Here is a 12,547-nt window from a genome sequence, read left to right as displayed (position 1 = left end):
ATCCAAACGTGATCCCGTTAATGCAGCGTTAAGGCACTGTGTTTACGATGTTTTAACTAATACGCGCCTTCGCCGCGCAGGCTCGCCTGCGGCAAAGATGGCAGCCCGGACGCGGGAACGCGGCAGGTCGGTCATAGTTGTCATGGGCCGCGCGGCGGCCAGTTAGGGCTCATCCTAAGGCGTCAGCGCCGCCACAGCAGAAAGATCGAGTTCCCATGGGCATTCAGACCGGTCGACGCGTCGGAGTGGCGTTCGTTGGCATGGGCGGGGCGGTCGCGACGACAGCCATCGCCGGCATCGAAACGATCAAGTCGGGTTCGAACCGTCTGGATGGTCTGCCGCTTGCTGGCGTGCCGGTTTCCGGGATGGCCGATTACAAGGATCTCGTGTTCGGCGGTTGGGATCTGAACGGCGACGATCTCGCCTCCGCCGCGACCGGTCACGGCGTCCTCACCCGCGAGGACATCGAGAACGGCGCTCAGGCGCTGAAGGGCATCACGCCCTGGCCGGCGGTGGGTTCGGCCAAGTTCTGCAAGAACATCGACGGCGCCAACCGCATCGTCGCCAAGGATCATCGCGAGACCGTCTCGGTCATCGCCAACGACCTCAACCGCTTCCGCAAGGAGAGCAACCTCGACGACGTCGTCGTCATCAATCTCGCCTCGACCGAGCGCTGGCCCGACTTGGCCGACCCGGTCCTGAACTCGGCGGAAGCCTTCGAGAAGGGGTTGGACGCCAGCGACGAGTCGATCTCGCCGGCCATGCTCTACGCCTACGCCGCCATCAAGAGCGGCGTGCCCTACGCCAACTTCACGCCCTCCATCGCCGCCGACGTGCCGGCCCTGATGGATCTGGCCCGCGAGCTGAACGTCCCGGTCGCCGGCAAGGACGGCAAGACCGGCCAGACCATGATGAAGACGGTGCTCGCCCCCGCCCTCAAGGCCCGCCAGCTTCACGTGGACGGCTGGTTCTCGACCAATATCCTCGGCAACCGCGACGGTTTGGCCCTCAACGACCCGAACTCGCTTCAGTCGAAGCTCAACACCAAGGGCACGGTGCTCGACTCGATCCTGGGCTACCCGGTCGAGGATCACCTCGTGCACATCCACTATTACCGCCCGCGCGGCGACGACAAGGAAGCCTGGGACAACATCGACGTCACCGGCTTCATGGGTCAGCGCATGCAGATCAAGGTGAACTTCCTCTGCAAGGACTCGATCCTGGCCGCGCCCCTCGTGATCGAGATTGCCCGCGTGCTGGATCTGGCCAAGAGCCGCGGCGACGGCGGCGTGCAGGAGCAGCTCTCGACCTTCTTCAAGGCGCCGATGGTGAAGAACGGCCACGGGCCGGAGCACGATTTCGGCAAGCAGCAGCGGATGCTGTTCGACTGGCTGGGCGTGCAGTGAGGCGCTGAACCCATGGCGGGCCACTCGGCCACCGAACCGGCCGCTCCGATCGCGTTGCGGGAGCTGCTGGTCGAACTCGGCGACCTCAAGCGCGTCCGCTCGTCGGGCCGCGAGGGATCGATCGCCCAGCGCCTGTTCGCGCAGGGCTGGTCGGCGCTGACTGGGGGGGGCTCGCCGGAGACGGTCGCCCTCGACATCACCGCCAAGGCCCTGGCCGCGTCCCGCCTCTGCGACCTCGATGCCGCCTTCCTGAACGCCGCCGGACTCGACGAGGCGCAGACCGCCTCGGTGCTGGTGGCGGGGCTCGAAGCCGTGGCCGAGCCGCTCGATGCCGGATTGCGGGAGCGCTTGCAGGCTTGCCTGCGCCAACCGGCCGTCCTGCCGGCCGGGCCGGTGCCCGGCTTCGTCGCGGCGCTGGCGCAGCAGCCCCGGGCTGGGGTGACCTGCCCCGGCAAGCCGCGCATCCTGTTGGAGCCGCCGGAGAACCACGCCGAGCACTGCCTCGTCGTGGCGGTCTACGGCGTGTTGCTGAGCCCCTTCTATCGGGCCGATCCGACGACGGTCTTCCTCGCGGCGATGGCGCATCATTTCCATAACGCGGCGATGCCCGATGCGGGCTTCACCGGGGAGATGCTGCTCGGCGACCATCTATGGCCGATCGTGGCCCGTTGCTCGGATTGGGCGCTGGACGACTTGGAGCCGCCGCTGCGCGAAACGGTCCGCGCCGCCCGCCTCGTCCTGCCCGACGATGCGACCGCCGAGGGCCGCGCCTTCCACGCCGCCGATTCCATCGATCGGGTCCTGCAGATCGCGCAGCACTTGCGGGCGGCCTCGCTGACGATGGAGACCGTGCTCGATGACATGGAACTGGTCCATGCCGGGCCGGTGAAGGCTTTCCAGGATCGCGTTCTGACCGATATGCGCATCCCGTGACATCCCGCGCCGTCCGGCAGAATCCAGGATCATGATCCCCTTCGATCTCCTCTCGCCGGAGACCGGCCACCCGCTCAAGGCCGACGGCGCGCATGGCCTGCGTGACGTCGAGACCGGTGCGCGTTGGCCCGTGATCGACGGCATCCCCTTTCTGCGCACGGGTCGGGAGAGCCTTGTCGCGGCAGCGCTCGATCATCTCGACGCCGACCGCGTGGAGGATGCCCTGGTGCTTCTGCTCGCCGATCAGGACGATTGGTGGACCGGCCCGCCCGCCGATCCCGAAGCCTTGCATCGGCTGGTGCGGGAGCGTGCCAGCGCCTCCCTGCGGCAGGCGGTGGAATGGCTCGGCTGGGGCCGGGTCGGCGATTATTTCGTCAATCGCTGGACCGATCCGACCTTCCTTGCCGGCCTCAGCCTCTTGGAGGCGCATTGGAACGGCCCGGTCTGCGCTTTTGAACTCGCCTGCGGCATCGGCCATTACCTGCGCGAGCTCAAGCGACGCGGCGTGAAGGTCGCGGGTGCCGACGTGGTCTTCGCCAAGCTCTGGGTCGCCCGGCACTGGGTGGTGGGCGAGAAGGCGCAGCTCGTCTGCTTCGACGCCACCTCGCCGCACTGGCCGATCCCGGAATCGCCGGTCGATCTCGTGATCTGCAACGACGCCTTCTACTTCCTCGACGACAAGGCGGGCGTGCTCTCCTGCCTGCGCCACACCGCCGGCGAGGAGGGGTGGCTCGCCATCAGCCACATCCACAACAGCGGCCAGCCCGGCTTCTCGTCCGGCCGCGCCATCTCCTCCGCCGAGATCGAGGAATTGTTTCCCGACGGTCTCGTCTACGACGATGCCGAGCTGACCCGGGCGCTGGTGGAGGCGCGGGCACCGCAGCCACGCGAGCCGCGCGACCTCAAGACCTGCGAGGCCTTCTCCGTTGTGGCAGGGCCCGGCATGCGCCCGGCGCCGAGGGCTATCGTCGACGGCATCACCCTGCCGCCGGCGGATGCGGCGCTGCATCTCAATCCGCTCTACGCACCGCAGGAGGGCGGCTACGCGATCCGCTGGCCCTCCGAGCGATACGAGGCGGAATACGGGCGGCAGGTGACCTACCCGCTGCACTCCGACGGGCCGCCCGCCATCGACTGGGTCGGCGGACCGGACGCGCCGGAGGCGGAACGGGTGCGCCGCCGCGAATACGTCGATCTGCCGGAGCGCTGGTGATGAGCGGACGCGTCGGCTGGGGCATCGTCGGCTACGGCTGGGTCGCCCGCGACTACATGGCACCCGCCATCCGCGACGCCGGGCACCGCCTCGTGGCCGTGGCCGATCCGGGCGCCGGATCGCGCGTGGCGGCGGAAGCCGAGGGCGCGCGGGCCTATGCCGATCTCGCCGGATTGCTCGCCGATCCCGAGGTCGAGGCGGTCTACGTCGCCACGCCGAACCACCTGCATCGCGGTGCCGTCGAGGCGCTCTGCGCCGCCGGCAAGGCCGTGCTCTGCGAAAAGCCGATGGCGGCCTCGCTTGCCGACGCCGAGGCGATGGCCACGGCTGTGCACCGTTCGGGCGCCTTCTACGGCACCGCCTTCGACCAGCGGCACCATCCCGGCCACCGCGCCATGCGGAGGCTCATCGGCGAGGGCCGGCTCGGGACGGTGACGGCGGTACGCATCGTCTACGCCTGCTGGCTCGACCGCACATGGACCTCGTTCGAGGGGCAGGACAATTGGCGCATCGACCCGGCCCAGGCCGGCGGCGGCGCCCTCATGGATCTTGCCCCCCACGGCATCGATCTCGTCGATTTCCTGCTCGGCGAACCCATCGTCGACATCGCCGCGATGACCCAGGCCCGGGCGCAGGATTACGCCGTCGATGACGGCGCCCTGCTGATCGGCCGGACGGAATCGGGCGCGCTGGCGCAGCTCAACGTCGCCTATAACTGCCCCGATGCGCTGCCGCGCCGCCGGCTGGAAGTCGTCGGTACCCACGGCATGCTGAGCGCGACGAACACGATGGGCCAGACCGCGGGCGGTCATGTCACCTTCACCGACGGCGCAGACGGCCGCGCGGAAGAGATCGCTTTCGATCGAGAGGCCTCGCCCTTCCTCGAACAGGTGCGTGCCTTCGGCCGCGCGCTTCTCGAGAGGGATGAGCGGGCCGCCTGGGACGCGGAGCGCGACCTGCACACCATGCGCCTGATCGCCCGCGCCTACGCGGCGGCGGGGCTTCCGGCCGGCCGCGACGCGGCCTGATCATCATTGGGAGGAGACCGGCTCATCCAATCAAGGTCCTTATCCTGAGATGCGCCGCGAAGCGGAGCCTCAGGATGCGGTCGAGGTTTGGACGTGAGCCGGTCCGCCGCTGCGGATGGAACGAGAATGACAGCGACCGACGCCCTCGACCGGGACGACCGCGCCCATCACCCGAGCCTCGCGGCGCCGCGCCCCTATCGCCGAGGTGGCAAGCGGCGCATCGAGGGCCTGCCGGAGCGGCTGCCGGATGCGGTGACGGCCTATTTCGACGTGCTTCCGGAGGGCCGCGTCGTCGGCTTCAACCTCGCCGGCCTCGACCGCACGGGCATTCCGGTCTGGTTCGTTGCCCTGTTCCTCGATGATCCCTTCTACGTCGGCGCCATGCCCTCGGGCATCGGCTATGGCGCGACCGACGACGAGGCGCTGATCGGTGCGGTGGCCGAGATCGCCGAGAACCTGATGCCGTCGGTCGCCCTGCTGCCGCGCAAGGGCGAGAACCAGGCGGCCGTGTCTTACGCCGACCTCGTGCGGGTCTACGGCGCGACCTCCGTCGCCGATCCGCTGACGCTCTGCCTGCCCGCCGGCTCGCCCGTCGGCCGCGACACGCCGCTCGATTGGACGAAATCGATCCGCGCCCGCACCGGCGAATCCGTCTGGATGCCGCTCGACATCGCCGCGACCGACTATTTCGAGCTGCGCCAGGGCTACCAGCCCTTCACCAACCTCATCACCAACGGCCTCGGCGCCGGGCCGGACGTGGCCTTCGCGCTCGGCCACGGCCTGCTCGAACTGCTCCAGCGCGACGGCAACGGCCTGCTGTTCCGGGCCCTCGACCAAGGCGTCATGCTCGACCTCGACGGGATCGGCCCTGAAACACGCGGCATGCTCGACCGGCTGGAAAGCCTCGGCATCCGGGCGCTGCCGAAGTTCGCCACCGATCAGTTCGGCCTGACCAACCTCTACGTCGTGGGCTACGACGAGGACCCCGCCCGCACGCCGGCACCGATCGCCCTCTCGGCCTGCGGCGAGGCCTGCGACCCGGACCGCGAGCGGGCGCTCCGGAAGGCGCTTCTGGAGTTCCAGGCCGCGCGTGTCCGAAAGACCTTCGGGCACGGCCCGCTGACCCTCGCTGACACGGTGGCGCCGCCCGGCTATGTCGAGGCCTTCATCCAGAAGGCGCTGCCGAGCCTCGACCTGGAGGAGAGCCGTGCGCTCCAAGCCATGCTCGCCTGGATCGACCTCTCCTCGGCCGAGCTGCGCGCAGTGTTGAGCGAAAGGGTCTATTCGGAGCGCGGCACCAAGGCGTTTTCGGAGCTGCCGACCACGCCGGCACCCGACGGCCATGCCCGCGGACGCACCGCCCGCGAGCGGCTGGAGGAAGCGGGCCTCGACGTGCTCTACGTCGATTGCTCTCCCCCCGACGGCGGAATCGGCGTCGTCAAGGCGATCGTGCCGGGGCTCGAGGTCGAGACCATGAGCTACTACCGGATCGGCGAGCGCAACACGCGCAAGCTGATCGAGCGCGACCATCCGCTGATCCGCTTCGGCACGGCCACCGACACATTGCTTCCCGTGCGCCTGACGCCCGAGGCGATCGAGCGCTTCGGCGGACAGCCCCTGTTCGACGTGGCTTTGGCGGAAGAGATCGTCGGCTCGCATTACCCGCTCTATCGCGAGCCGGAATCGCACCACGCGCCCTTCCGCTACGAGCGCCAGGGCCGCCGGGCCGAGCGGAGGACGGCATGAGCCTGCGCTTTGCCTACAACACCAACGGCACCGCCCATCACCGCATCGAGGACGCGATCCGCCTCATCAAGGATGCGGGCTATGACGGGGTGGCGCTCACCCTCGACATCCACCATCTCGACCCCTTCGCCGAGAACTGGGTGATCGAGGCCGACCGCATCGCCAGCATCCTGGCCCGGCTCGAACTCGGCTCGGTGATCGAGACCGGCGCCCGCTTCCTGCTCGACCCGACTGCCAAGCACGAGCCGACCCTGGTCACCGCCGATGCCGCGGGACGCGCCCGGCGCGTCGGCTTTCTCAAGCGCGCCATCGAGATCGGCAAGATCCTCGATTCCGAGGCGGTCTCGTTCTGGGCCGGCGTCCCGAAGCCCGGTGTGAACCGCGACGAGGCGCGGGGCTGGCTCGTCGAGGGCCTGCGCGAAGTGGCCGAGTTCGCCGCCGAGAAGGGTGTGGTCGCCGCTTTGGAGCCTGAGCCCGGCATGCTGATCGAGACCCTCGACGACTTTGCTGCCCTCGATCTGCCCGGCCTGTCGCTCGCCCTCGATACCGGCCATTGCCTCGTGACGCAGGAGCGCGACCCGGCCGACGCCGTGCGTGAGTTCGCGCCCCGCATCGGTACCGTGGCGATCGAGGACATGAAGCGGGGCGAGCATATCCACCTGCCCTTCGGCGAGGGCGACATGGACGTGCCCGCCGTGCTCGACGCCCTCGACGCGATCGATTTCAGGAAACTCGCCTGCGTGGAGCTGTCGCGGGACTCGCACCGCGCCGACGTGATGGTGGCCCAGGCGCTCGAATATCTGCGCACCTGCCGCCGTCCCGGCCCCGGCCTGCCGAGGCCGGAGACCACGCCGCGCGAGGCCGCCGTTCCGGGACTGCTGAACCCATGAGAATCTGCTTCGTCAGCCGCCGCTACTTCCCGGCGATCTCCGGCATGAGCGTCTACGCGCAGAACCTGCTGCGCGAGGTGGCGGGCGCCGGTCACGACGTGACGATGATCTCGCAGTATCGCGGCGACGAGTTCGGCACCCGCGTCTATGGCGGCGGCCCGCCTCCGCCGGTGCCTGGCGTGCGGGTCATCGGCCTGGAACAGCGTGGCGAGCAGGAGAGCGGTGACTTCGAGCGCGACATCGACGAGATGATCGCGACCATCGAGGCCGAGCACGCCAAAAAACCCTTCGACGTGCTGCATGCCCAGTACGGCTATCCCACCGGCTGGGCAGTGCTGGTGGCGGGCAAGCGGCTCGGCGTGCCGACGGTGGTCTCGATCCAGGGCGGCGATGGCCACTGGGTCGGCTCCTGCTGCGAGACGCACCGGGTGGCGATGGTCGAAGTGCTGGCCCACGCCAATGCCCTTCTGATCGGCGGCCCCTCCTTCGTCGGCGAGGTCTGCGACCGGCTCGGCTCCGATCCGGCCCGTTTCACCATCGTCCCCGGCGCGGTCGACACGGCCCGCTTCACCCCCGGCGCCCGCTTCGAAGCCGAGCGTGAGGACGAGGAGCCGGTGCGGCTGCTCTATCACGGCCGCGTCGACCGCCGGAAAGGCGTGCTCGACTTCCTCGACGCCCTGGAACGGATGTGGGAGGCCGGAATGCCCTTCGACGCCGTAATCTCCGGCATCGGTCCGGACGTGGAGGCCGCCCGCGAGCGGGCCGATGCCATCGGCTTCACCTCGGCCCAGGTCCGCTTCACCGGCTACGCCGATTACGACACCGTGCCGGAGCTCTATCGCGCGGCGGACGTCTTCGTCTCGCCGACCTATGCCGAGGGGTTCTCGAACACGATTCTGGAGGCCATGGCCTCCGGCCTCGCGGTCGTCTCGACCCACTCCGTCGGCGTGTCGGACTGTCTGCGCGATGGCGAGAACGGGCTGCTCGTCCAGCCCGGCGACGTGCCGGCGCTCGCCAAGGCCCTGGGCCGGATGGTCGATGACGACGACCTGCGCCGCCGCCTCGCCCGTGACGGGCTCGAAGAGTGCCGCCGCGTCTATTCCTGGACCGCGGTGGGCTGCCAGATCATGGATGTCTACGCTGAGGTCGCCCGCGGGCGGCCGCATACGGACTTCCCCGACACGCTGCCCCTCGATCCGGACTGCCGCTTCCGCAAGGAGCCGCACCTGCTGTGACGCGGACCGCGCTCGCCGTCTCGCCCCATCTCGACGACGCCGCCTTCTCGGCCGGCGGCACGCTGGCCCGGCTCGCCGAGCGGGGCTGGCAGGTCGTGATGGCGACCGTCTTCACCGCCTCCGTCCCGAACCCCCGCGGCTTCGCGCTGGCCTGCCAGACCGACAAGGGCTTGGCGCCCGAGGTCGACTACATGGCCCTGCGCCGCGGCGAGGATCGGGCGGCGGCGGGCGCGCTCGGCATCGAGGAGCCGGTCCACCTGCCGTTCCGCGAGGCACCCCACCGCGGCTACGCCTCGGCGCCCGAACTCTTCGCGGAACTCCGCCCCGACGACCGCATCGGCGCCAATCTCGCCGACGCCTTCGAGCGTCTGCTGACCGATACCCGCCCCGACCTGATCCTCGCGCCGCAGGGCGTGGGCGGCCATGTCGATCACATCCAAGTCGTGCGGGCGCTGCGCGGGGCGCAGCCGCCGCTGCCGATGCTGTGGTGGCGCGATTTTCCCTACACCGTTCGCGCCGCCGAGCCGAAGGAGCCCCTGCGGGCGCTGTTCGAGCACCTGCCCGAGCAGGTCGTGCGCCTCGACGGGCCGGCCGAGCACCGCAAGGCCGGGGCCTGCGCCGCTTACGCGTCGCAACTCGGCTTTCAGTTCGGCGGCCCGGACGGCCTGCGCGCCCGCTTGTCGGCGGAGGACGGGGTGGAGCGCTTCCGCCTGCAGGGCCGGCTGCCGCCGGATCTCCGCGATGCCGGCTTCGCCTGACGCGCCGAAGAGCCTGCGCGACCCCGCCGCCGTCGCGGCACGCCGGGCGATGGCCGAGGCGCCCCACATCCGGCCCCTGCGTCTCCTCGCGCAACGCATCGCCGCCGAGCGCGGCGCCGCGGTGCCCGATCCCGACCCCCTCGACGGCGGCGTGGAGGCGCGGCTTCTCCTGCTGCTGGAAACGCCCGGCCCGTCGATCGGCCGGACCGGCTTCGTCTCGCGGGACAACCCCACCGGTACCGCCGCCAAACTGTTCCGCTTCCTGAGGGAGGCCGGCATCGCGCGGCGCGACACGCTGATCTGGAACGCGGTTCCCTGGGTGATCCATGCCCCCGGCGCCCTCAACCGTGCGCCCCGCCGCTCGGAGGCCGCGGCGGCCGCGCCCTTTATCGCGCCGCTGCTCGCCCTGCTGCCCCATCTCAGGGTGGTCGTTCCGGCCGGGCGCTTCGCGCAGGACGCCGCCGCGCCGCTCGCCGCTCTGCGCCCCGACCTTCCGGTCGTGCCGATTCCGCATCCGAGCCCGACCTATGTCTGCACCTCGCCGAGCGTGACGGAGCGAATCCGCGCCGGCCTGGGCGAGGCCGCGGCGCGACTCTCGGGCATCGCCTGAGGTCAAGCTACCGTGATTTCGGCCGCAATCCCGGTGCAGGGCTGGGCTGCGGCCGCCCGACCTCGCTGGCCTTCGGCGGGCGAAGTCCCTAAATGCCCGTCAGCGGATCGTCCCGGACGCCGCTCGGGGCGGCCCGCGCCGAAGGCTCAGGCGGGCGACCAGCGGAGGCGGACGCCGTTCTCACATGACTTTTGCCGGGAAGCACAGGACGGTCGCCGAGGCCGAGCCGGCCGAGGCGGACCGCGAGGGTGCCTCCGGGCCGGCGGGCGGCTCAAGGCGCGGGCGCTATGCCTGGATCGGCACGGCGGCCAGCGTCGTCCTCGTCGTCGCCTCCCTCTTCGTGCTGTGGAAGCTCTCGGAAGAGATCACCTGGGCCGAGCTGCAGAAGGCGTTCACCACCGCCACGACCGGCCAGCTCGCCGAAGCCTTCGGCTTCGTCGCCATCAGCTACCTGTTCCTGACCTGCTACGACGCCCTGGCCCTGCGCCAGCTGCGGATGAAGGTGCCCTACCGCATCACCGCGCTCGCTTCGTTCACCAGCTACGCGGTGAGCTTCACCTTGGGCTTCCCGCTCATCACCGCGGCCACGATCCGCTACTGGATCTACTCGAAGCGCGGGCTCTCGGCAGCCAAGATCGCCGCGCTGACCGTTATTGCCGGCTTCACTTTCTGGCTCGGCATGGGCGTGGTGCTCGGCTTCAGCCTCATAATCGAGGCCGGGCAGCTGGCGAGCCTCACCTTCAAGAGCATCGGCGTCAATTCGAGCGTACGCCTGAACCAGATCCTCGGCTTCGGCGCCCTCGGCCTCGTGCTGGGCTACCTCGCCTGGGTCTCGGTGAAGCGGCGCTACATCAAGGTCCGCCACTGGCAGCTCGAACTGCCCGGCGCCACGGTCTCCTTCAGCCAGATGGTCGTCGGCATCGGCGACGTCTGCGCGGCGGCGGCGGTCCTCTACATGCTGATGCCGGAGGGGATGAACCTCGGCTTCACCACCTTCCTGGCGATCTACGTGCTGGCCGCGATGCTCGGCATCGCCTCCAACGCCCCCGGCGGCATCGGCGTGTTCGAGGCGACGATCCTCATCGCCCTGTCCTACCTGCCGCGTGAATCGGTCCTGGGCTCGCTGCTCCTGTTCCGGGTCTGCTATTACGTCGTTCCCTTCGCCCTCGCACTGGTGATGCTGGGCTTCTACGAGGGGCTGATGCGGCTGCGGCGCCACCAGGCGGCGAACGATCCGTGACGGGCCGGTAGACCCATGCCGATGAATCCGGCCCGTCCCGCGTGGCTCGGCGCGACGGTGGCGGTCGCCGTGATCGTCTTCGCGGAAGCAGTCGGCGGGACCGTCGACATGGCGCTGATGATCTCCGCTGCCCTGGCCCTGCTCGTCGGCAGCCTCCTGGGGCGCAGCGGGCGCGCGCCGAACCTGCAGCCGCGGGAGACGGAGACGCCCCAGCGCTACGCCGTCGCCGAGGCCCTGCTCGCCAACATCCCCGATCCGGTCATCTTGGTCGACCGGCGCGTGGTGGTGATCGAGGCCAACCCGGCGGCCCGGCGGCTCCTGCCGGGGCTCAAGCTGCGCCATCCGCTCTCGTTCTCGCTGCGTGCCCCCGACGTGCTCGACGGCATCGAGGAGGTGCTGCGCAGCGGCAATCCCGTGAGGACCGAGTACGCCACCCGCGTGCCGACCGAGCGCGCCTTCGAGGTGCAGATCGGCGCCCTGCCGATGCCGGACCATCCCGGCGGCGGCGAGGCCAACGTGGTGCTGTTCCTGCGCGACCTGACCGAGGCTCGGCGCCTTGAGACGATGCGGGTCGATTTCGTCGCCAATGCGAGCCACGAGCTGCGCACGCCGCTGGCCGCCCTGCTCGGCTTCATCGAGACGCTTCAGGGGCCCGCCCGCGAGGATGCGGGCGCGCGCGAGCGGTTCCTCGGGATCATGCGTACCCAGGCCCAGCGCATGACGCGACTCATCGACGACTTGCTCTCGCTCTCGCGCATCGAGCTGCACGAGCATGTCGCCCCGACCAAGGCGCTCGATCTCGGCCGGCTCGCCCGGCAGATGGTCGACATGCACGCTCCTCTTGCCCGCGAGCGCGGCGTCGAGATCACGGTCGAGCGGCCGGACATGCCGCTGCCGGTGCTCGGCGACCGGGACGAACTCCTGCGCGTCATCGAGAATCTGGTCGAGAACGCGCTGAAATACGGCGCCAGCGGCGGCGTGGTCGCGCTCTCGCTCCACCGCGTCGAATCGCCGGACGGGCGCCCGGTCCGCATCGAGCTGCAGGTCCGCGACGAGGGGCCGGGCATCGCCGCGGAGCATATTCCCCGGCTCACCGAGCGCTTCTACCGGGTCGATACGGCATCGAGCCGCCAGCAGGGCGGAACCGGGCTCGGGCTCGCCATCGTCAAGCACACGCTCAACCGGCACCGGGGCAAGCTCATCATCGAGAGCGAGCCGGGCCGAGGCACGACCGTGCGGGTGAGCCTGCCCGAGCATCGCCTCGACTCGGCCCAAAGACCGGCGGTCGAGCTGCCCAGCGTGGTGGAGTGACCGTTACAGCTGTCTGCGCGAAGGCGAACAGTGCCCTCCCGCGTCGGTTGCGACAACAAGGCCGACTTTCCAACAACGCGAGCCGAGAGGATCGCCAGGAACGGCAACTCCGCTGTGAGGCAGGCCCACATCGCGACCCGTCTCTGCTGCGCACACGTGGTGCCGGAAGAGGTCCGC

At 70.0% G+C, this 12,547-nt stretch carries 11 protein-coding genes; all 11 read left to right on the top strand.

Annotation, left to right across the window (positions count from 1 at the left end):
• Positions 1-215: 215 nt before the first annotated feature.
• The 11 genes from BY998_RS03065 to BY998_RS03015 all read left to right on the top strand — a co-directional run bounded on the left by BY998_RS03065 (position 216) and on the right by BY998_RS03015 (position 12,370).
• Positions 216-1,406 carry an inositol-3-phosphate synthase gene (locus BY998_RS03065; RefSeq protein WP_110350122.1) on the top strand — a complete coding sequence of 397 codons (1,191 nt, stop codon included), beginning with the start codon at positions 216-218 and terminating at the stop codon, positions 1,404-1,406.
• Between the two features lie 12 nt (positions 1,407-1,418).
• On the top strand, positions 1,419-2,339 hold the full coding sequence (locus BY998_RS03060) for a hypothetical protein (protein WP_110350121.1): 921 nt from the start codon (positions 1,419-1,421) through the stop codon (positions 2,337-2,339).
• A 31-nt stretch (positions 2,340-2,370) separates the two neighbouring features.
• Positions 2,371-3,552, top strand: coding sequence for a methyltransferase domain-containing protein (locus tag BY998_RS03055; protein ID WP_110350120.1), 1,182 nt, complete (start codon positions 2,371-2,373; stop codon positions 3,550-3,552).
• The gene (locus tag BY998_RS03050; protein ID WP_110350119.1) at positions 3,552-4,580 is read left to right on the top strand and encodes a Gfo/Idh/MocA family oxidoreductase; all 1,029 of its coding nucleotides are present in this window, start codon (positions 3,552-3,554) and stop codon (positions 4,578-4,580) included. Before BY998_RS03055 ends, BY998_RS03050 begins: the two co-directional genes overlap by 1 nt.
• Positions 4,581-4,706: 126 nt before the next feature.
• A complete protein-coding gene (locus tag BY998_RS03045) occupies positions 4,707-6,326 on the top strand; it encodes a YcaO-like family protein (protein ID WP_110350118.1) in 1,620 nt (539 codons plus the stop codon).
• Complete coding sequence (locus BY998_RS03040) at positions 6,323-7,216, top strand: sugar phosphate isomerase/epimerase family protein (protein ID WP_110350117.1); 894 nt, start codon at positions 6,323-6,325, stop codon at positions 7,214-7,216. Before BY998_RS03045 ends, BY998_RS03040 begins: the two co-directional genes overlap by 4 nt.
• Positions 7,213-8,451, top strand: a complete 1,239-nt coding sequence (locus tag BY998_RS03035; RefSeq protein ID WP_110350116.1) for a glycosyltransferase family 4 protein — start codon at positions 7,213-7,215, stop codon at positions 8,449-8,451. The genes BY998_RS03040 and BY998_RS03035 overlap by 4 nt, the downstream gene beginning before the upstream one ends.
• Positions 8,448-9,209 carry a PIG-L family deacetylase gene (locus tag BY998_RS03030; RefSeq protein WP_110350115.1) on the top strand — a complete coding sequence of 254 codons (762 nt, stop codon included), beginning with the start codon at positions 8,448-8,450 and terminating at the stop codon, positions 9,207-9,209. The genes BY998_RS03035 and BY998_RS03030 overlap by 4 nt, the downstream gene beginning before the upstream one ends.
• On the top strand, positions 9,193-9,819 hold the full coding sequence (locus BY998_RS03025; RefSeq protein WP_110350114.1) for a uracil-DNA glycosylase: 627 nt from the start codon (positions 9,193-9,195) through the stop codon (positions 9,817-9,819). The genes BY998_RS03030 and BY998_RS03025 overlap by 17 nt, the downstream gene beginning before the upstream one ends.
• A 184-nt stretch (positions 9,820-10,003) precedes the next feature.
• Complete coding sequence (locus BY998_RS03020; RefSeq protein ID WP_110350113.1) at positions 10,004-11,059, top strand: lysylphosphatidylglycerol synthase domain-containing protein; 1,056 nt, start codon at positions 10,004-10,006, stop codon at positions 11,057-11,059.
• A 15-nt stretch (positions 11,060-11,074) separates the two neighbouring features.
• Positions 11,075-12,370, top strand: a complete 1,296-nt coding sequence (locus BY998_RS03015; protein ID WP_110350112.1) for an ATP-binding protein — start codon at positions 11,075-11,077, stop codon at positions 12,368-12,370.
• Positions 12,371-12,547: the final 177 nt, after the last annotated feature.

Origin of the sequence: Methylobacterium sp. B4 (assembly GCF_003201865.1) — a bacterium.
Taxonomy (GTDB): domain Bacteria; phylum Pseudomonadota; class Alphaproteobacteria; order Rhizobiales; family Beijerinckiaceae; genus Methylobacterium.
Note: the sequence above shows the minus strand (reverse complement) of the source record. Positions and strands in the feature narration are given on the sequence as shown.